The following is a 19,928-nucleotide window of genomic DNA, read 5'->3' as shown; positions in this document are numbered from 1 at the left end:
GGAACCGGCCGGCGACCGGGCGCGTGGTCTCAGCGGCGTCCCGGAACGACGATCGGGGCGGAGGGGGCGCTCGGGCGGAACAGGTCGCTGCGCTGGATGTCCATGCGCGTCTGGTTGTTCTGGAACTGCTGGCGCTGCTCGATGCCCCGGATCTCGCTGCGGTTCGAGAGCCGCTCGTTGGTGGCGTTAAGGCTGTCGATCCCGCCGCGCGACTGGGCGAGGGCCGGGCCCGCCGCGAGGAGCGCCAGGCCGGCGAGGAGGGTGGCACGCATGGATTCGTCCTTGTTCGATGACGTGTGGGATCTGCCGAGACGACTCGCGGGTGCGAAGGCGGGTTCCCGAGGCCCTGGCCCATGCGACCCTGTGGTGACGGCCCGGCGCCGAGCGCCGGCGACGCCCGATCGCTCCGGCGACCCGGCCCACCCTCGACGCCGTTCGCGTTTTGGTCCAGGGATGGGCCCATGACCCAGCGCTCCGACGCGGCCGGCCACTTCGCCACCGACGCCGCCCCGACCTCCATCGCCGCCCGTGCCATGGCCGCCCTGCGGCCCCAGGGCGGGTCCTATCTCGAAGGGCTGAACCCCGATCAGCGCCGCGCCGTGGAGGCGACCGACGGGCCAGTCCTGGTGCTCGCCGGCGCGGGCACCGGCAAGACCCGCGTGCTGACGACGCGCATCGCCCACCTCATCGCGACGGGCAAGGCCCGGCCCTTCGACATCCTTTCGGTGACCTTCACCAACAAGGCCGCCCGCGAGATGAAGCACCGCATCGGCGGGCTCATCGGGCCGGCGGGCGAGGGCATGCCCTGGCTCGGCACCTTCCATTCCATCGGCACCAAGATCCTGCGCCGCCACGCCGAACTCGTGGGCCTGCGCTCGGATTTCACCATTCTCGGCATGGACGACCAGCTTCGCCTGATGAAGCAGGTCATCGCCGACCAGAACATCGACGAGAAGCGTTGGCCGGCGCGCGCCCTGTCCTCGGCCATCGACGGCTGGAAGAACCGGGGCCTCCTGCCCGAGCAGGTGCCGCCGGGCGAGGCCCAGGCCTTCGCCTTCGGCAAGGGCGGCACGCTCTACTCCGCCTACCAGGCCCGGCTGCTGACGCTCAACGCCGCCGATTTCGGCGACCTGCTGCTGCTCTGCCTCAAGCTCTGGCGCGAGAACCCCGACGTGCTGGAGAACTACCAGCAGCGCTTCCGCTACATCCTGGTGGACGAGTACCAGGACACCAACGTCGCCCAGTACCTCTGGCTGCGCCTGCTGGCGCAGGGGCACCGCAACGTGGCCTGCGTGGGCGACGACGACCAGTCGATCTACGGCTGGCGCGGGGCCGAGGTCGACAACATCCTGCGCTTCGAGCACGATTTCCCCGGCGCCGTCGTGGTGCGTCTCGAGCGCAACTACCGCTCCACCGGCCATATCCTGGCCGCCGCCTCCGGCCTCATCGCCAAGAACGAGGGCCGGCTCGGCAAGACGCTGCGCACCGAGGACGTGCCCGGCGAGAAGGTGACCGTCTCGGGCGCCTGGGATTCCGAGGAAGAGGCGCGCCAGCTCGCCGAAGCCATCGAGAGCCTCCAGGCCAAGCAGCACCCCTTGTCCGAGATCGCCGTGCTGGTGCGCATCTCCGCGCAGATGCGCGAGATCGAGGATCGCTTTGTCCAGCTCGGGCTGCCCTACCGCGTCATCGGCGGTCCGCGCTTCTACGAGCGGGCCGAGATCCGCGACGCGCTGGCATACCTGCGCGTCACCGCCAACCCGGCCGACGACCTCGCCTTCGAGCGCATCTTCAACACCCCGAAGCGGGGCCTCGGCGATGCGACGCTGCAGGCGCTGCACGCCTATTCCCGCGCCGAGCGGGTGCCGCTCCTGCAGGCGGCCCGCCTCGTCGTCGAGACCGACGAGCTCAAGCCCCGCGCCCGCTCGGGCGTGCGGGCGCTGGTCGAGAGTTTTTCCCGCTGGTCGCGGATGATCGGCACACAGCCGCATTCCGAGGTGGCCCAGACCATCCTGGAGGAATCCGGCTACACCGAGATGTGGCAGAAGGATAAGTCCGCCGACGCCGCCGGGCGCCTCGAGAACCTCAAGGAGTTCGTGCGCTCCATGGAGGAATTCCCGGATCTGGCCGCCTTCCTCGAACACGTCTCGCTCGTCATGGAAGCCAGCGAGCAGGAGGGGGCCGACCGCGTCTCGCTGATGACGCTGCATGCCGCCAAGGGCCTGGAGTTCGACACCGTGTTCCTGCCCGGCTGGGAGGACGGCCTGTTCCCCAACCAGCGCGCGCTCGACGAGAGCGGCCGCGCCGGCCTGGAGGAGGAGCGCCGTCTCGCCCATGTGGGGCTGACCCGCGCCCGCAAGCGCGCCAAGCTGTCGTTCGCCGTCAACCGGCGCATCCACGGCCTGTGGTCCTCCACGATCCCGAGCCGCTTCATCGACGAGTTGCCCGAGGACAGCGTGGACGTCCTCGACGCGCCCGCCCACTTCTCGGCCGGGGCCTCGCGCTTCGACCGCAATCCCACCCCCTTCGGCTCGTCCTACGGCACGCCGGGCTGGCAGCGGGCCCAGGCCAACACCGCGCAGAACGGCAACGCCAACGGCTACGGCGTCGGCAACCGCGCCCCGTCGGGACGCGGGGGGCCGCGCCAGATCGAGGGCGAGCTCATCGCCAAGTCGAGCGGGGCCCCCTCCGCCTTCAGCCTCGACATGCGGGTGCTCCACATGAAGTTCGGCCCCGGCACCGTGGTGGGTGTGGACGGAAACAAGCTCACCGTTGATTTCGACAAAGCCGGCCGGAAGATGGTGCTCGACAGCTTCATCCAGGAAGCCTGATCCTCAGGGTCCTGGACGGAGGCGCGAGGGGCGGGCGTCGATGCGGACTGCGTCTTCTCCGGCACGGGGCCGGGCAATCGGCCCGCACGATCCCGCACTGCGGGATCGGCGCAGACTTTTTACACCATTCACAAGAATAGTGGCTGTCACGCCCCTGTCGCGGCGATCGCGGCATGGTGCGTGCAACGCTGGAATTCGTGGTCAGGTGGAGCCACGACGGGAATCCACAGGTGAGATGGCGCCCCCTGGAACTTGGAGGCGGTCGCCGGATTGGCTGTAAAGCGGGCGAGTATGGAAAGGATCGCCGGGACGGGATTGGTCAAACAATGACACGACGCAAGTTCAGCAAGTCAGGCTCAGATTAAATCCAGGTTGGCAAGTCCGGTTGGAGTGTTGATCGATGAAGAGACGCCGCGCACGACTTGAACTCGTTGAGGACCGCCCGGTCCGGCTGCACAAGACCCGCTTCGACGAAGAACGCATCCTCAGTCCGATCCAGCCCCTCACCGAACGCCAGGCGCAGTATCTCGACGCCCTGGCCCTTCACAAACAGGTGATCGTGCTCGGCCCCGCCGGCACCGGCAAGACCTTCATCGCCGGGACCCGCGCCGCCGACCAGCTCCGCCAGCGCCGCATCGCCAAGGTCATCATCACGCGGCCCAACGTGCCCTCCGGCCGCTCGCTCGGTTTCTTCCCCGGCACCCTGGAAGAGAAGATCGCGCCCTGGGTCGCTCCCCTCACGGAGACCATCAAGGAGCGCATGGGCGAGGCCGCCTTCGAGATCGCGGTGAAGACCGGCGACATCGAGGTCGTGCCCTTCGAAGTCATGCGCGGGCGCACCTTCAAGAACTGCCTCGTGATCCTCGACGAGGCGCAGAACACCACCACCGCCGAGATCAAGATGTTCCTCACCCGCATCGGAGACGATTGCCAGGTGATCATCAACGGCGACGTCTCGCAGACGGATCTGCGCGAGACGTCGGGCCTGCGCACCGTCATTCACCTCATCAAGAGCCGGATGATGCCGATCCCAGTGGTAGAATTTACCCTCGACGACATCGTCCGCTCGGGAATTTGTGCTGAATGGGTGCGGGCTTTCGAGGAAACGAATCTCTGACTCGCGTGTTATCAGCGGCGGACCGGAACGGGGTCCGCCGCTCACTCCGGTGCGCGACACACGTTTCTCGGGCCCCTCGGCTCTTGAGGCGAACCGGGTGCCGCGCTCGGGACTAAGAAAAACAGGAGTCTTCACGTGAGGAAACTGACCCTAGCCTTCGCCGTGCTCGCCTCGCTCGGCGGTGCCAGCCTCGCCACCTCCGCCTCGGCCGCGCCCGGCGCGCCGATGGGCGTCACCGCGCCCGAGACCGTGTCCACCGTGCAGATGCGCATGGAGCGCCGCATGGAGCGTCGGATGATGCACCGCCGCATGGAGCGCCGGATGATGCACCGTCACATGGAGCGCAAGATGATGCACCGTCGCATGATGCGCCGGATGTGATCGGGCCGAAAGCCTGAGTTTTTCGGAGAAGGGTCCCTCGCGGGGCCCTTTTTCTTTGGCGCGAACCGCTCGGGGAAACAGGTCGGCGTCAGGTCTTGGGCGTTGTCGAGCCCGTGGTCTTGGGCGACGGCGCCGCGGTCTTCTGGGCCGGCTTGGCGGCCTTGTCGCCGACCGTCTTGTCGTCGCCCGCGGGCTTCGCCTTCGCGGAGGCCAGCGTCGCATGCGCGACCTTCGCGGGCGCGTGCTTGGCCTCGAGCTTCAACTCGGGCTTGGGCGCCTCCGCCGTCGCCACGACCGGAGCCGTCGCCGCATCGGCGGCAGGCGTCGCGGGCGTGCCGTTGCTGAACAGGTTGCCCAGCACCTTCCTGTAGGCCGCCGGGTCGCCCTCGGCATCGGCCACCATCACGCGGGCGGGCTTGGCCGGTTCGGCGACGATGGGTTCGGGCTTGGCGGGCGGGGCGGCACCCTTCCGGGCGAGGTTGGCGGCCGCCGCCTTCGTGGGGATCGGCGCGGCGGCGGCCATCATCACCGGGCGGCCCTTGGCGTCGACCTCGATCTCGCGCTCGGCGGCGAGGCTCTCGGGGCGGCTGACGTCGCCCAGCTTGTGCTGGGCGTAGTCCTTCGGGTCGATTGGCAGTTCGGGCTCCGGTTTGCCGAGGCTCGCGAAGGTCAGCGTGCTCGACGGGGTCTGCGCCCCGCGGAAGACCGGGTTCTGGCTGCCGTCGTCGTAGACGAGACGGGTGGCGGGCGTCCCCTTGGCGATCAACTCGGCGATCTCGCGATTGTCGCGCTCGCGCTTCTCGGCCACTTGGGGCTCGACCTTGGGGCTACAGGAGCCGGCCGCCGCGTCCGCTCCCCCGAAGACGTACTTGGTGCCGCACAGGCCCACGCGCGGCTCCTCGCGCAGAGCCTCGAAGTAATCCGAACCCTCCTTGAGGTTCTTCCAGAACGGAGCGTTCGGATCGTTGCGGAATTTGGCGACGTTCGCCGCCGTCATCCGGAAGGGATAGGACTGGAACTGGAAGGCCCGCTGGCCACCAGCGAAGGAATCGCGCGCGAGCGCGTAGATCTCGCCCATCGATTCGTCCGTCATGGCAAAACAGCCCGAGGACGAGCAGGTGCCGTGCACCATGATGTAATTGCCCGTCCGTCCATTCGCCCGGTCATAGGCGTTCGGATAGCCGGTATCGAAAGAGAGATAGTACGACGAGTTCGGGTTCATCTGACCCGGCGTCACCGTGTAGAAGCCTTCCGGCGCCTGGCGGTCGCCCTGCTTGGTCTTCGGGCCGAGCTGGCCCGACCAGCGGCAGATCGGGAATGTCTTGAGGAGCGCGTACTGGCCGTTGGCGCCGCGCTTCCAGACCTCCATCTCCGCTTCCTTCTTGTAGGCGCGGACGAGGATCGGGTCGTTCTGGGACATGCCCTTCTGCGCCATCAGCGCCAGGGTCTTCTGGGAGACGGGCGCGAGGGCCCGAAGCGGGATGCCGCCGCCCGTCGAGCCGTCCTGGCAGGCGCCCAACGTGAGTGCGAGCGCAGCGAAACCGGCGGCCACGAGCGGGCGCATAGCCATGGGGAACCCCGTCCTCAGTCACGCGGCCGCAGGATCTCGCCCGCTGGCCGCCACTCCCCAACCCTTTAGCGTCGTTAAACTTACCCGCTTGTTACCGCAAGGCGAAGCAAGGTGGGGGCGGTGCACCTTGGGGATTGCGAGCATCATGGGTGAGCCGGGCGTGATCTTGCCCCAATCTTCACGGCGCGCCCGCCCGTCGCGGCATCCCTGCCGCGAGGCGTTTGATTTCGCACGGCTTTCGCACCGGCGGTCCGCAGCCGAGACCGGCAAGATCCTGATCGACACCGATGAACGAATGCCGCGTTAGTTCCACTGGCGATCCGCGTCAGAACGACGCAGAAGAGTGGGCCGTTTTACAGCTTACGTCCGATGTCCAGGAATTTGGCGGCGCGCCGATCGCGAATCTCGTCCGGGCTCAAACCGTCGAATTCGGCCAGGGCAGCTTGCATCGCCGCCCCCGCCGCCGTGATCGCCGCGTCGCGGCCACGATGCGCGCCGCCGGTGGCCTCCGGCACGATGCCGTCGATGATGCCCAGACGCAGCAGGTCCTGCGCGGTGATCTTCATGGCGGTGGCCGCGTCCGCCGCGCGGCCCTGGTCGCGCCACAGGATCGAGGCCGCGCCCTCCGGCGAGATCACGCCGTAGATCGCGTGCTCCAGCATCAGGACGCGATTGGCCGTCGCCAGCGCTATGGCGCCGCCCGAACCGCCTTCGCCGATGACCAGGGCGACGTTCGGCACGCCCAGCGCCAGGCAGGCTTCCGTCGAGCGGGCGATGGCCTCGGCCTGCCCGCGCTCCTCCGCCTCGATGCCCGGAAATGCGCCCGCCGTGTCGACGAAGGCCAGGACCGGCAGGCCGAACCGGTCGGCGAGTTCCATCAGGCGCACGGCCTTGCGGTAGCCCTCGGGCTTGGCCATCCCGAAATTGTGCCGCAGGCGCGTCTCGGTGGTGGAGCCCTTCTCCTGGCCGAGTACGCAGACCGGGCGGCCATGGAAACGCCCGAAGCCGCCGACGATGGCCTGGTCCTCGCCGAAGGCACGGTCACCCGCCATGGGGGTGAATTCGGTGATGAGCCCGGCGCAGTAATCGATGAAGTGCGGACGCTGCGGATGGCGGGCCACCTGCGTCTTCTGCCAGGGCGTCAGGTTGGCGTAGACGTCCGAGAGTGCGGCGGCGGCCTTCGCCTCCAGACGCCCGACCTCCTCGCTGATCGAGACCGCGCCGTCGCGCGCGCCCACGGCCCGCAATTCCTCGACCTTGGCCTCGAGTTCGGCGACGGGCTTCTCGAAATCCAGGTAGGTGCGCATCACCGTCATCGGTCGGAGGTCCATTTCGTACACGGGCGCGGCACCGGATGCTCCGGCGGGCGCGCGACCGTTCTCATGCGGATCGTGTCGGGCCTATGGCATGCACCGGCGAGGTGACGCGGCCGCAGGGTGTTGGGGAAGCAGGGGCGGGTGTCAACCGAGCGGCGCGATCCCGGCCCAGCCCCTCACCCGACGAGCGCGAGCAGCCCGATGAGCATGATAGGCATGCTCAGGCCCGCCAGTACGGTCTGCACGGCGGTGATCCCCGCCATGAGGGGGGCATCGCCCCCGAGCTGGCGGGCCATGATGTAGGAGGAGGAGGCGGTCGGCAGCGCCTGGAACAGCAGCGCCGTGGCGGCGGCGGGGCCGTGGAGCCCGAGCGCCAGGCAGGCGGCCAGGGTCGCCAGCGGCATCGCCACGAACTTCGCCGCCGAGGCGACGAGGATGGGCCGCACCCAGGTCCGCGCCGAGCCGAAATCGAGGGCCGCGCCGACGCAGAGCAGTCCCAATGGCAGGGAGGCCTGTCCGAGGGACCGCAGGGCCGGTTCGAGACCAAGCGGGAGACCGACGCCACCGGCCTTCATGCCAATGCCGACGAGGCAGGCCAGGACCAGCGGATTGAGCGCGATGAGGCGCAGCAGCCCGGGGAGCGACGGGCGCCCGTGGGTGCCGAAGCGGGCGAAGACGAGGACGCAGAGGATGTTCACGGTGGGCACGATGGCGGCGTTGGCCACCGCCGCCATCGCGATGCCCTGGGCGCCGAACAATCCGGCCGCCACGGAGACGCCGACGTAATTGTTGAAGCGCACGCCGCCCTGGAAGACCGAGGTGAAGGCTGCGCCTTCGAAGCCGAGGAGCTGGCGGCTGGCGAGGAGGATCGCGGCGACGAGCAGGGTGGAGCCCACCAGCACGCTGGCGAGCGCTCCGATGGGGACCCCCGCCAGCGGCGCCGTGACGAGTCCGTGGACGAAGAGGGACGGGAGCAGGACGTAGAAGCCCAGCCGCTCCGCCTGCGGCCAGAAGGCGTCGCCGAGGAAGCGCGAGCGGCGCAGGGCCGCGCCGAGGCCGATAAGGAGGACGATGGGCAGGAGTGCGAGGAGGATCGTGCCGGTCATGGGTTCGGGCCGGGAGGGTCCGTCGGCTTAGCGGTGCAGCGCGGGTTTCGCCACCGTGTCATCCGCCCGGCAAAGTGGCTGCCTATGACAAAGACCGCCTCCGCGTCTCCAGGATGGGCCGGGAGCCCTGGCCTATGCCGCGATTCTGGGTGTTGTGGTCGGCACGACCGCGCCGTTCGAGCGCGACCCTCGCGTATCATACCGCCCGACCACAAATCTGACGTCCCGATCGGAGCCCGCCCATGACCCTGAAGAACAGAACCGCCGTCGTCACCGGCTCCACCAGCGGGATCGGCCTTGCCGTGGCCCGCGCCTATGCGGGGCAGGGTGCGAATGTCGTCCTCAACGGCTTCGGCAAGCCAGAGGACATCGAGTCGGCACGCAGCGGCATCGAGTCCGAATTCGGCGTGAAGGCGATCCATTCGCCTGCCGATATGACGAAGCCCGAGGAGATCGCCGGTTTCGTCGCGCTCGCGGAGGAGACCTTCGGCTCCGTCGACATCCTGGTGAACAACGCCGGGATGCAGTTCGTCTCGCCGATCGAGGACTTCCCGCCGGAGAAGTGGGAGCTGATCCTGGCGCTCAACCTGTCCTCGGCCTTCTACACCATGCGGGCGGCAATTCCGGGCATGAAGCAGCGGGGCTGGGGGCGGATCATCAACACGGCCTCGGCGCACTCCCTGGTGGCCTCGCCCTTCAAGTCGGCCTATGTCGCGGCCAAGCACGGCCTTGTCGGCCTGTCGAAGGCGGCGGCGCTCGAAGTCGCGACGCACGGCATCACGGTGAACTGCATCTCGCCGGGCTACGTCTGGACCCCGCTGGTCGAGAGCCAGATCCCCGACACCATGAAGGCACGCGGAATGACCGAGGAGCAGGTCATCAGCGAGGTATTGCTGAAGGCCCAGCCCACGAAGGAATTCGTGACCGTCGATCAGGTCGCCGCGCTCGCGGTGTTCCTGGCTTCCGATGCGGCAAGTCAGATCACCGGCGCCAACATGGCGATGGATGGCGGCTGGACCGCGCAATAGCGGATCGACACCCTCGGCCCGCTGAGCCACAGGCTCTGAGCGGGACGAGGGATCGAGCGGTTCTAGCGGCGGGAATGCAGCAGCAGGGCGAGGCCGTAGCCGACGGCGCCCGCGATCACGAGGGCGATGAACGGGTTCTCCTCGACGCGGGTGCCGACGGCGCGGCTGCCGTCGCGCAGGTAGTGGCCGCCACGGTCATAGGCGTCGCCCGCGTAATCCGAGACGTTGTCGGCCACATCGCGGAGCGTGTCCTTGGCCTGCCCATAGATGTCCTGGGCGCGCCCTTCCGCCTCGCGGTAACGGCCCTCAACCGAGGCCCGGTTCGAGCCGGCGAGATCTCCGACCGCGCCCTGCACCTTGCCGCCGACTTCCTTGGCGGCGCCGACGATGCGATCCGTATCGACCATGGTCTCTCTCCTGAACCAGATGGTGCGGGCGTGCTCTCCAAGGCCGGTGACGCCCGCAACCGACCTTCACAGAACGCCCGACGGCGCCAAGCGAACCATGCGCGGTCGAGAAAACTTGCCGTGCCGGCTGCGGAACCCGCCTTCGCCGCTCTCGCCGTCACGGACGAGCCCGTACGGCGAGGCCGCGCGCGACCTCGACGAAGGCCTGCGCCATGGCCTCCTGCGGCCCCTGGCGGCGCGGCTTGGCGGGCCTCGCAGGCCGGGCGGTTCGGGGCGGCATCGGGATGTGCAGGAACAGGGCCGGGCAGCCTTCGCGCAGGGCCCGGAAGTAGGTGGCGTTGCACAGGTAGCGCCCGGCATCCCGCGAAGGGACCGCCGGAACGCCGGCCCGGCGCAGGATCGCGAGGCCTTGCCGTCCGAACGCGGTCCGGCGGGCGGCCGGGCCCTCGCGCTCCAGGGTCAACCGGGCCGCGATCCGTCCCGAGGCGTCGGGAAACAGGCGGCTCGTGCGGTTGCGGCCCTGCGCTTCGACCCGCACGCGCTTGGCGCGGGTGGCGACCCCGAGCATCAGGATCGCGGCCGGCCCTTCAGCCAGTGCGGGCTCCAGCACCTCGGGAATCGCCGAATAGGTGGTGGGCAGGACCAGGACCCGCACCGGCAGGCCGCCGATTTTCGGGCCGACGAGGCGGCCGATGCGGCGTGCGAGCGCCGCGCTGGGGTTGCGGGGCACCCCCGGAAACGGGCCAAACCCGGTGACGAGCAGGGGCCGCTGCGCTGCCCTCACAGGCCGATCAGAGTGGCGATGGCCTCGGCCCCGGCGGCGGGCGAGGATTCGCCCCGCGCCACCGCGCCCTCGGCCTCCGCCGTCTGGCGGCGCACCTCGGCCGTGCCGACGAGGCGCTGGTACAGCCGCTCGTGCACGAGGGCCCACATCCACTTCACGTCCTGCGCCCGGCGCTTCTTGGCGATCTCGCCGGTGGCGGTGAGCTTGTTGCGGTGATCGACCACCCGCTCCCACAAGCCGTCGAGGCCCTTGTTGTTGAGGCCCGAGATCGTGACGACGGGCGGCGTCCAGGTCGAACTCGGCGCGGACAGGATGTGCAGGGCCGCGCGATACTCGGAGGCCGCCGCGCTCGCCCGGCGCTCGCCCTCGCCATCGTCGGCTTTGTTGACCGCGATCATGTCGGCGAGTTCGAGAATGCCCTTCTTGATCCCCTGCAACTCGTCGCCCGCCCCCGGCAGCATCAGCACGAGGAAGAAGTCGGTGAGATCCGCCACCGCCGTCTCCGACTGACCGACGCCCACCGTCTCCACCAGGATGACGTCGAAGCCCGCCGCCTCGCAGAGCAGCATGGTCTCGCGGGTCTTGGCCGCGACGCCACCCAGGGTGCCCGAGGAGGGCGAGGGACGGATGAAGGCATTGGGGTCCAGGGCGAGGCGCGCCATCCGGGTCTTGTCGCCCAGGATCGAGCCGCCGGTGCGCGTGGAGGACGGATCGACCGCGAGCACCGCCACCTTGTGCCCGGCCGCCGTCAGGTTGGCGCCGAGCGCGTCGATGGTGGTGGACTTGCCCACTCCCGGAACCCCGGTGATGCCGACCCGGATCGCCGTGCCCGTATGGGGCAGCACCGCGTCGATGAGCGCGCGCGCCGCGGCGCGGTGGTCGGCGCGCTTTGATTCGGCGAGCGTGATGGCGCGGGCCAGGGCGGCCCGGTCGCCGGCAAGCAGTCGCTCGCGCAAGGCATCGATATCGAGGGCGGGGGCGGGTGCGGAAGACAGGGCCATGGCTGCCTTCTTTGCCGGTCCAGCCGGGTTTCGTCGAGGGGGAGGCTGGCCATCCACCCTCCCGAGGGACCCGATACCCCCGTGGACTCGCCGCCACAGGCAGGGCTCTGCCCGCAATCCACATCGCTGAGGCCACGTTCGCGCCCCGCCATGGTCATGATCCTCGACGACAGGGGTGCGGCACGGCAGGCCCGCCATGGGGCCGCCACGTTCAGGGTCACCTTGCACGCCATGATCCGCCCTCAACCTCCGACCCGCCGCGCCATCCTGCGGTACGCCGCCCTCTCGGGCGTGGCCGGCCTCACCCCGGGGCTCGCCGGATGCGTGGCCGACGGGCTCGTCACCGACACGGTGGGAGGCCGGGCGCCGGAGCGGCAATCAGCCCTCGACGTCAGCCCCGTCCTGCTCGTGGCGACCACGCGCAAGGCCGTCGGCTCGCCGCCGAAGAGCCCGTATTTCAGCTCGGAGCGCGGACGCGGCCTCAGCTTCGCCGAGGTCCGGCTCTCGGCGCCCGACCGCTCGCTGATCGGGAAGGTCTCCTCCGTCATCACCGACGACTGGGCGGTGACGGCGGTGCCGCAGGTCGAGACGGGGCCGGGGGCGGCCGGTGCCTTCGCCCAGGCGGCGCTGGGGCGCGACGTGCTGATCTACGTGCACGGCTACCGCGAGAGCTTCCAGTCGGCGGCCCTCAGCGCGGCCAAGCTTTCGGACGGCATCCGCTTCCGCGGCGCCTCCGGGCTGTTCACCTGGCCGTCGGCCGCCGCCACCTTCGATTACGGCTACGACCGCGAGAGCGCGCTCTGGTCGCGCGACGGGTTCGAGGACCTCCTGAAGGCGCTGGCGAACTCGCCCTCCGGCGGGCGCATCAACATCGTCGCGCATTCCATGGGCACGCTCCTGACCCTGGAGACCCTGCGCATGCTGCGCGCTGAGGCCGGCGAGGCCGCGATGGCCCGCATCGGCGCGGTGGTGCTCGCCGCCCCCGACATCGACATCGACCTGTTCACCAGCGCGGTCGAGCGGATGGGCTCCGACGTGAGCAAGATCACCGTGATCTCCTCCACCAAGGACCGGGCACTGGAGCTCTCCGGCGCCATCGCGGGCGGCGTGGTCCGGGCGGGTGCCGCCGACCGCGAGCGCCTGGAGGCGCTGGGCGTACGGGTCGCGGACGCCTCGGATTACGGCGGCGGCCTGATCAACCACGACCTGTTCCTGTCGAACCCCGACGTCCAGGGTGTGGTCAAGCGCGCGATCGGGCGTGCGAGCGGCGGCGCCTGAACCCCGTCCGTTCCCTCGCGTTCACGTCCGGCTTTGCTCGGGTTCGACCCTTGGCCTGCGGCCCGTTCGCCCCTAAACGGACAGCGGCCCCGGGCCACAGACAACAAGGATTCGCGATGTTCACACTCGAGATCGATGGCGTGGCCATCGCGGTCATCAACGGATCCGAGGAGGTCGCCAACGACCTCTTCACCTGCGATGGCTTCAAGGACGACATCCAGACCATGAAGAGCGACGGCAAGGTGCTGTGGAACGGCACCTCTCCGCTCAAGATCCGGGCCGCCACCGAGGAGGAGACCGAGATCTTCGAGGACGCCCTGGCCGAGGACGATTCCGAGGAGGACGAGCCCTACGAGCCGGACGCCCACCACGCCAAGGCCTCGAACGACGACGAGGCGCAGGACGGCGAGGATGACGAGGAGGAAGAGGACGCCGACATCGTGTTCCTCGTCGACATCGACGAGGATGGCGGCCTCGATTCCTGATCGCACACGACCGGGCGGCTCAGGTTTGGGCCGTCCGAAGCGCCAGCGGGATACGACGCTGTCACGGTGGTGGATGACGGGAATGTCATCCGCTTCGTCCAAACATACCCGTCAGTTCATGACCGGCCGTGCCGCCTTGGTGGGGATCAGGCCCGGCGGGACCGGCCCTTCGCTCACCGGGCGTGCCGGTGCCATGCCGACGGCTTCGGCCTTGCCCACCTGCGGCCGGACGGGCGTGAGCTTGACCGGATTCGGCGAACCCGGCGCTGCGCCTGCTGTCTTGTCGGACAGGCGCGCGGCAGGGAGTGGCTTCTTCGGTGAGATCGCGCCCGTGGTCGCCACGTCCGGCATCGGGGCCGCCGGGCTGTCGATCCCGTAGATGTCGTCGCGAAAATGAGCGCGCCCGTCCGGCGTGGCGTAGCCGGTCAGATACACGAACGTCACGGGGATCTGCTTGGGCAGCTTGATGTCGAGGCGCTCGTTGGTGGCGATGCTGGTCTCGATCTCGATCGGACCCCAGGTCGAGCCCGGGCCGTTGGGGCCGGGCGTGCCCTCGAGCAGCCAGCCGGCCAGTTCCTTCACCTGCGCGACCCGCACGCAGCCATGCGAGTGGAACCGGACCTCGCGGGCGAAGAGCGATTTCGACGGCGTGTCGTGCATGTAGACCGCCTGCTTGTTCGGCATGTCGATGCGGACCTGGCCGAGTGAGTTCTCCAGGCCGGAATCCTGACGCAGGGTGTAGTTGGCCGCCTTTTCGCTCGACCAGTCGATGGCGGTGGGGTCCACCTCGACGCCGCCGGGGCCGAGGATGCGGATACGCTCGCGGGCGAGGTAGCCGGGGTCCTTGCGCATCTTCGGGATGATCTCCTTCTTGATGATGGAGACCGGCAGGGTCCAGGTCGGGTTGAGGTTCACGTCGGTGATGCGCGCCTCGATGCGCGGCGTCGCCTTGTCGGGCTTACCGACCACCGCCACGTAGCGGCGCACCACCACGCCGTGGTCCACCGCCTCCACGGTGGCGGAGGGGATGTTCACCACCACGTAACGGTCGCCATAGGCGAAGTTCGAGCCGATCTGCCGGGCGGCGGAGGCGCTGAGCTGGCGCTGGCGGGTGGCCGCCGGCACGTTGAGCGCCGCCACCGTCTGGCGCCCGATCAGCCCGGTCTCGGGCAGGCCGTGACGTCCCTGGAAGGCTTTGACCGCTGCCACCAGGGGGGCGTCCAACTGCTCGCTCATCGGCGTGTCGGCGGGCAGGTCGCCGACGAGGGCGAGGTGCTTGCGCAGGCCCGGGATCGCCGGATGGCTGGCGCCAGGCTTGATCACGAGATCGGGAGGCAGCGGCACCCAGCCGCCGGCATCGGCGAACGCCTGGTAGCGGTCGGCCATCCGCAGAGTGTCGAGGAAGGTGGAGGGGCTCAGGGTCGGCACTGGATCGGTGGAGACCCGCGCCACCACCAGCGGCGGCAACTCGCGCGATTTCTTGACCGGTGTGGGAGCCATGGGCGTGCCCGCGGCGTCCGCCGCGCTCGGTACGATGGCCTGGACGGAGGGCGTCGCAGGTACCGGGGCCGCGAGGTTCTCGACCTTGGGCGCCCGCGTGGACGGTTCGGACGCAGCCTTGGCGGCCGCCTCCGGCACGGCCCTCGGGGGGACGGGCATCACCTGCGCTACGGCGGCGCCGCCGAGGGCGACGAGAAGCGCCAGGGGCGACAGGCCCGCGCGGAGGCGGGATCGGTGCGCCGGCGGGCGGAGGACGGCGGCACTGTGGCGCGAAAGCATCGCGGATCTCTCGAGTGTGGTGTCTCCCCAACCATGCGGGCAGAGGGTTACCAATCTCCTGTTCCGGCCTGACGTGCTCCACAGGGCGCCCTACCTGATGCGCGCAACGGCGCATCCGGCCGGGGCGGCAATTTGGGAGAAGGCATGGCTCAGCATCCGGCACTGCAGGCGGGGCGGACCGCCGTCGTCACCGGTGCGGCGAGCGGCATCGGACTCGCCGCCGCCATGCGCTTTGCCGCGCACGGGCTGGCGGTCTGGCTTGCCGACCTGCCGGGCGCGGCCCTGGAGGCCGCCCGGGTCGAGGTCGCGGCGCTCGCCGAGACGACGGGGCAGGGCGCACCTGTGCGGGCGCTGGCGACGGACGTCGCGCGTCCCGAGGCGGTCGCGGCCCTGTGTGAGGCAGCCTCCACCGATGGTCCCCCGGCCCTGGTGATGCTGAATGCCGGGGTCGAGGCCGGAGGCAAGCTGTTCTCCGATGCAGAGACCTGGCGGCGCATCGTCGACACCAACCTCTGGGGCGTCATCAACGGCATCCAGGCCTTCGCGCCCGGGATGATCGCGGGTGGCCAACCCGGCGCCATCGTGGTCACCGGCTCGAAGCAGGGCATCACCACGCCGCCCGGCAACACGCCCTACAACGTCTCGAAGGCGGGGGTGAAGGTCGTCACGGAAGCGCTCGCCCACGACCTGCGCGGCCGCGCGGGTGCGTCGGTCAGCGCCCACCTCCTCATCCCGGGCTTCGTCTATACGGGTCTGACGAAGGCGCGGGGCGTCGCCGAGAAGCCGGCCGGCGCCTTCACCCCGGACGAGACCGTGGAACTCCTGATGGCCGGACTGGCGCGGGGCGACTTCTACATCCTCTGCCCGGACAACGAGACCACCCGGGCCGAGGACGAAAAGCGCATCGCCTGGGCGGCCGGCGACATCATCGAGAACCGTCCCGCCCTGTCACGCTGGCATCCCGATCACGCCGAGGCGTTCGGCGCCTTCCTGGCGGGGTCGGACCCGACCTGATCGAAGCCGGTCGCTCCGGTCGTCGGCAAATCAGAGGCCGCGCATCGCCGGGATGGAGGGCGCGAAGAAGTACGCGCCCCCCTGCATCCGCACGAAGCTCTTCAGGCTGAAATCCGGTTTCTTGGCCGGATCGCGCGAGACGGGCGCGGCGCCCTTGAAGGGACGCTCGGGCGCGGCCGCCTGACCGATGATCGGGTCGATCCCGCTCGTTTCCTGCGAAAAATCGGACGCGTTCGACCATTGTGCCTGCACGAACTCGAATTGATCCGCGATCGAGGTGACGTAGCACTTGAACAGGAGGCCGCGACCCATCTCGGCGTTGGACACGCCCGAGAGTGCCTCCCGCTCCGTGACTTCGGGGCCGAAGGCGATCCCACGACGCAGCATGCGATGGGTTTGCGTGAAGGCCTCCGCCGCCGCGATGGCGGTCTCGTCGGGGGTGGTATCGTGCCGTACGTCGTCGCGCGGGTAGGTCTTCCGGACATGCGCCGCCCAGGGGCAGACCAGACCTTCGCGGTCGCCGCCGAATTCGAAGTTGTTGGCGTCCGGCGTGTTGTCGCCGACCGCGCGGTCGTCGTGCGTCGGCGCGTTGATGATCGACGCGCCGCTCTTCCAGCGTCCGATCATCTGGGCGCCGAGGAGATCGGGATCGGCTTTGTCCGCGGTTGCCGGGATCGCGGTCGAGGCGGCCTTCACCGACGCGTTGAACTCCGGAACCAATTGCGCGAGCCGCCGGATGACGAGATAGGCCCCGAAATTCATGAACGGGACCGGGGGCGCCTTGTTGGGGCCTTTCGTCGCGAAGCTCGCCGCCGACGGATCCTGCCCCGGAAAGCCGAACACGAACTCCCCCGGCCACAGGAGGTCCTGCCCGGCGGCGGCCTGATCGGGGTTCGCATCATCGACGGACGGGTGGAAGGGAGTCGCCGGATCGATGCGGCCGCGCACGCCCGGCTGTGACACGCCGTCCGCGTATCCGAAATGTTCGTGGCCCACCACGGGCTCGGGTCTCACCGTTCCGACTTCCTCGAAGAGAAGGCGCCAGCCATGCGCAGTCGGGGGCGCCAGGCGAAGGGACATCACGTCGACGACCTCCGCATGGGACGCGCCGGTGACGACGAAGACACCGTGCAGGTTCGGATCGGGCTTGAGCGTCCTCCAGGTCGACGCGGGCGGATCGGACAGGGTCCCCTGGCTCTTCGCCATGCCGGCCTTGAAGGGATCGCTGTCCGGCAACTGCGCGGCCTCGATCGCACCGAGGGCTCGGAGACCCGCGAAAGTGAAGGCCACGTTCAGGCCGGGGGTCGGAACGAGTTGCGAATTGATCTTCTTCTGGGCCTCGATGTCCGCCCGGTCCTGAAGGCAGTCCCGCATGCTGGTCACGTGCAGGGCCTTCAGGAAGGCCTTGAACGCCGCTGGTTCGACGATCGTGAAGAACATCAAGTGTTCGTGGCGCTTGGGCAGGCCTGTCAGAATATCGCCCTGGATGTCGTCGAGCGGAAAGAGTGGCTCTGCAGTGATGTCGCGCGGCATGGGGGATTTTCTCCGGAAGTATGAGGGTCAGTCCGATCATCCGGTCGACGCCTTCGGTCCCGTCCTGCGCACGGCAAGGGGTCGAAGGTTTCGATCGGTGAAACGGATTGGGGGAAACGCGACAGGTTGCTTGCCCGGGACGCTCGCGGGACCCGGTGTCGGAAAACAGGACGATCGAGCGTGAGAACGCTGCCTGCGTGATCTGCAGCAGGCCTTGAGCTTTAATTTTTATAACAGTTTACGAATCAACGAATACTTACAAAGAAAAAAATTGTCAAACCTGAATCGGGACCGGAGTGGCGATGAATTTGATCGAAACTGCGTGGCGCGCGCCGTTACTTCAGGCGTGCGTCCCCTATCGGCGGATCGATCGATTCGGTCCGAACGCTCGCATTGTGCGTGCTCGGCAATCCGACGTATCGCTGCGGATGGCGACGGCCTTGCATGGCGTCGAGGGTGGGCCCGCACGACACCACGACGTCTGGCACTGGTCTGAAGTTCGAAAAATACGGGAGCCGTTCTTGGCCACCATCATCCCCGTCGCCTCCTTCGACTGCGTCGTCTTCGGCGCGACCGGCGACCTGACCACGCGCAAGCTGCTGCCGGCCCTGTACTACCGCTTCAAGGACGGGCAGATCCCGGGCACGAGCCGGATCATCGGCGCCTCCCGCTCGGAGATGAGCGCCGAGGCGTTCCGCGAGCGGGCCCGCGACGCGATCAAGCGCTTCGTGCCGGTTCACGACATCGCCGAGGACAAGCTCGCCGCCTTCCTCGACCACCTGGACTACGTGGCCGTCGACGGCGCGGGCGACGAGGGCTGGGAGGATCTCGTGGCCAAGCTCGACGAGCGCCCGGATCAGGTCCGCCCCTACTACCTCGCCACCTCGCCCGACCTCTACGGCTCGATCTGCCGGAACCTCGCGAGCCACGGTCTCATCGGCGAGAAGTCCCGCGTGGTGCTGGAAAAGCCCATCGGCAAGGACCTGAAATCGGCGCGCGCCATCAACGACGCGGTCGGCGAGGTGTTTCCCGAAGAGCAGATCTTCCGCATCGACCACTACCTCGGCAAGGAGACGGTACAGAACCTCCTGGCCCTGCGCTTCGCCAACACGATCTTCGAGCGGCTCTGGACGGCGGACGTCATCGACCACGTCCAGATCACGGTCGGCGAGACCGTCGGCGTCGAGGGCCGCGCCGGGTACTACGACACCTCGGGCGCGCTGCGCGACATGGTGCAGAACCACATGCTGCAGCTCCTCTGCCTGATGGCGATGGAGAGCCCGCTCTCCCTCGACGCCAATTCGGTGCGCGACGAGAAGCTGAAGGTCCTGCGTGCCCTGAAACCCATTACCCCCCACGACGTGCAGACGGTCACGGTGCGCGGCCAGTACGCGGCCGGTGCCATCGACGGCAAGCCGGTGGAGGGATACCGCACCGACCTCGGCGGCGACACGATGAGCCGCACGGAGACCTTCGTCGCCCTGAAGCTCGAGGTGCAGTCCTGGCGCTGGGCCGGCGTGCCGTTCTACCTGCGCACCGGCAAGCGCCTGCCCCAGAAGCTCTCCGAGATCGTGGTGCAGTTCCGCGCCTCGCCGTTCTCGATCTTCCCCACGGAAGCCTTCGGACGCGAGCCGAACCGCCTCGTCATCCGGCTCCAGCCGGAGGAGGGGATCAAGCTCGAGGTCATGACGAAGGACCCGGGCCCCGGCGGCATGCGCCTGCGGCCGACCAACCTCGACATCTCCTTCGAGGAGACCTTCAAGCAGCGCTACCCGGACGCCTACGAGCGCCTGCTGATGGACGTGGTGCGCGGCAACGCCACCCTGTTCATGCGCCGCGACGAGGTCGAGGTCGCCTGGGCCTGGGCCGATTCCCTGCTGAAGGCCTGGGCCGACCGGCCGGAGCCGCCGCGCCCCTACGCCGCCGGCAGCTGGGGGCCCACCGCCGCCATCGCGCTGATCGAGCGCGACGGTCGGACCTGGCACGAGGAGATCCGCTGAGCGCTGTGCGCAGAGCCGTGGTATAGTTCCGGGCTCCCTCGACAGGACTCAGTCGGAGGGCTACCAGAGGGAGTATTGTTCCTTCCTCTTCCAGACGTCGCGGACCCATGAACAAGATCGAGACGGGCCTCGGCATCAACCGGCGCTATCTTCACGACGAAGTCGTGGACCGAATGCGCGACCTCATCCGCTCCGGCGAGCTGGAGCCCCGTGCGCGGGTGAACGAAAGCGAGCTGACCGAACGCTTCGGCATCTCGCGCACGCCCTTGCGCGAGGCGATCAAGATCCTGGCGACCGAGGG

Annotated in this window: 18 protein-coding genes; 9 read left to right on the top strand and 9 right to left on the bottom strand. The window is 69.0% G+C overall.

Annotated elements, in window-relative coordinates; genetic code table 11:
• Positions 1 to 29 precede the first annotated feature (29 nt).
• On the bottom strand, positions 30 to 272 hold the full coding sequence (locus JWQ05_RS08060) for a hypothetical protein (protein WP_299657256.1): 243 nt from the start codon (positions 270 to 272) through the stop codon (positions 30 to 32).
• A 189-nt stretch (positions 273 to 461) separates the two neighbouring features.
• Between JWQ05_RS08060 and JWQ05_RS08055 the strand changes: the two genes are divergently transcribed.
• From JWQ05_RS08055 to JWQ05_RS08045, 3 genes are all read left to right on the top strand, one after another.
• Complete coding sequence (locus tag JWQ05_RS08055; RefSeq protein ID WP_299657253.1) at positions 462 to 2,828, top strand: ATP-dependent helicase; 2,367 nt, start codon at positions 462 to 464, stop codon at positions 2,826 to 2,828.
• A 400-nt stretch (positions 2,829 to 3,228) separates the two neighbouring features.
• Entirely contained in the window at positions 3,229 to 3,945 is a 717-nt protein-coding gene (locus JWQ05_RS08050; RefSeq protein WP_299657250.1) for a PhoH family protein, read from the top strand.
• A 135-nt stretch (positions 3,946 to 4,080) separates the two neighbouring features.
• A complete protein-coding gene (locus tag JWQ05_RS08045) occupies positions 4,081 to 4,326 on the top strand; it encodes a hypothetical protein (protein ID WP_299657247.1) in 246 nt (81 codons plus the stop codon).
• 88 nt (positions 4,327 to 4,414) lie between these two features.
• Here the strand turns inward: JWQ05_RS08045 and JWQ05_RS08040 are convergent, their stop codons facing one another.
• The 3 genes from JWQ05_RS08040 to JWQ05_RS08030 all read right to left on the bottom strand — a co-directional run bounded on the left by JWQ05_RS08040 (position 4,415) and on the right by JWQ05_RS08030 (position 8,318).
• Positions 4,415 to 5,896 (bottom strand): L,D-transpeptidase family protein, encoded by a 1,482-nt coding sequence (locus JWQ05_RS08040; protein ID WP_299657244.1) that lies wholly within the window; start codon positions 5,894 to 5,896, stop codon positions 4,415 to 4,417.
• A gap of 353 nt (positions 5,897 to 6,249) precedes the next feature.
• Positions 6,250 to 7,203, bottom strand: a complete 954-nt coding sequence (locus tag JWQ05_RS08035) for an acetyl-CoA carboxylase carboxyltransferase subunit alpha (RefSeq protein ID WP_299657241.1) — start codon at positions 7,201 to 7,203, stop codon at positions 6,250 to 6,252.
• Between the two features lie 185 nt (positions 7,204 to 7,388).
• Positions 7,389 to 8,318, bottom strand: a complete 930-nt coding sequence (locus JWQ05_RS08030; protein WP_299657238.1) for an AEC family transporter — start codon at positions 8,316 to 8,318, stop codon at positions 7,389 to 7,391.
• Positions 8,319 to 8,560: 242 nt separating this feature from the next.
• On the opposite strand from JWQ05_RS08030, the gene JWQ05_RS08025 reads away from it, so the two are divergent.
• On the top strand, positions 8,561 to 9,346 hold the full coding sequence (locus JWQ05_RS08025; RefSeq protein ID WP_299657235.1) for a 3-hydroxybutyrate dehydrogenase: 786 nt from the start codon (positions 8,561 to 8,563) through the stop codon (positions 9,344 to 9,346).
• Positions 9,347 to 9,408: 62 nt separating this feature from the next.
• Here JWQ05_RS08025 and JWQ05_RS08020 read toward each other — a convergent pair whose 3' ends face one another.
• The 3 genes from JWQ05_RS08020 to meaB all read right to left on the bottom strand — a co-directional run bounded on the left by JWQ05_RS08020 (position 9,409) and on the right by meaB (position 11,538).
• On the bottom strand, positions 9,409 to 9,753 hold the full coding sequence (locus tag JWQ05_RS08020; protein WP_299657232.1) for a CsbD family protein: 345 nt from the start codon (positions 9,751 to 9,753) through the stop codon (positions 9,409 to 9,411).
• Between the two features lie 157 nt (positions 9,754 to 9,910).
• Positions 9,911 to 10,537 carry a peptidase C15 gene (locus JWQ05_RS08015; RefSeq protein ID WP_299657229.1) on the bottom strand — a complete coding sequence of 209 codons (627 nt, stop codon included), beginning with the start codon at positions 10,535 to 10,537 and terminating at the stop codon, positions 9,911 to 9,913.
• Positions 10,534 to 11,538: a methylmalonyl Co-A mutase-associated GTPase MeaB gene (gene meaB / locus JWQ05_RS08010; RefSeq protein WP_299657227.1), complete on the bottom strand. Its 1,005-nt coding sequence runs from the start codon at positions 11,536 to 11,538 to the stop codon at positions 10,534 to 10,536. The genes JWQ05_RS08015 and meaB overlap by 4 nt, the downstream gene beginning before the upstream one ends.
• Positions 11,539 to 11,769: 231 nt before the next feature.
• Between meaB and JWQ05_RS08005 the strand changes: the two genes are divergently transcribed.
• Together JWQ05_RS08005 and JWQ05_RS08000 are read left to right on the top strand one after the other, a co-directional pair.
• Entirely contained in the window at positions 11,770 to 12,816 is a 1,047-nt protein-coding gene (locus tag JWQ05_RS08005) for an alpha/beta hydrolase (RefSeq protein WP_299657326.1), read from the top strand.
• A gap of 116 nt (positions 12,817 to 12,932) precedes the next feature.
• On the top strand, positions 12,933 to 13,301 hold the full coding sequence (locus JWQ05_RS08000) for a hypothetical protein (protein ID WP_299657224.1): 369 nt from the start codon (positions 12,933 to 12,935) through the stop codon (positions 13,299 to 13,301).
• Positions 13,302 to 13,412: 111 nt separating this feature from the next.
• Here the strand turns inward: JWQ05_RS08000 and JWQ05_RS07995 are convergent, their stop codons facing one another.
• Positions 13,413 to 15,080 (bottom strand): L,D-transpeptidase family protein, encoded by a 1,668-nt coding sequence (locus JWQ05_RS07995; protein WP_299657221.1) that lies wholly within the window; start codon positions 15,078 to 15,080, stop codon positions 13,413 to 13,415.
• Between the two features lie 144 nt (positions 15,081 to 15,224).
• Between JWQ05_RS07995 and JWQ05_RS07990 the strand changes: the two genes are divergently transcribed.
• Entirely contained in the window at positions 15,225 to 16,094 is an 870-nt protein-coding gene (locus tag JWQ05_RS07990) for an SDR family NAD(P)-dependent oxidoreductase (protein WP_299657218.1), read from the top strand.
• A gap of 30 nt (positions 16,095 to 16,124) precedes the next feature.
• Here the strand turns inward: JWQ05_RS07990 and JWQ05_RS07985 are convergent, their stop codons facing one another.
• The gene (locus tag JWQ05_RS07985; protein WP_299657215.1) at positions 16,125 to 17,627 is read right to left on the bottom strand and encodes a Dyp-type peroxidase; all 1,503 of its coding nucleotides are present in this window, start codon (positions 17,625 to 17,627) and stop codon (positions 16,125 to 16,127) included.
• Between the two features lie 521 nt (positions 17,628 to 18,148).
• Between JWQ05_RS07985 and zwf the strand changes: the two genes are divergently transcribed.
• Together zwf and JWQ05_RS07975 are read left to right on the top strand one after the other, a co-directional pair.
• A complete protein-coding gene (gene zwf / locus JWQ05_RS07980; protein ID WP_299657212.1) occupies positions 18,149 to 19,627 on the top strand; it encodes a glucose-6-phosphate dehydrogenase in 1,479 nt (492 codons plus the stop codon).
• A gap of 107 nt (positions 19,628 to 19,734) precedes the next feature.
• The coding region (locus JWQ05_RS07975; protein WP_299657209.1) for a GntR family transcriptional regulator at positions 19,735 to 19,928 on the top strand (194 nt) is incomplete at its 3' end.

This window comes from Methylobacterium sp. (assembly GCF_028290105.1).
GTDB lineage: Bacteria > Pseudomonadota > Alphaproteobacteria > Rhizobiales > Beijerinckiaceae > Methylobacterium.
Note: the sequence above shows the minus strand (reverse complement) of the source record. Positions and strands in the feature narration are given on the sequence as shown.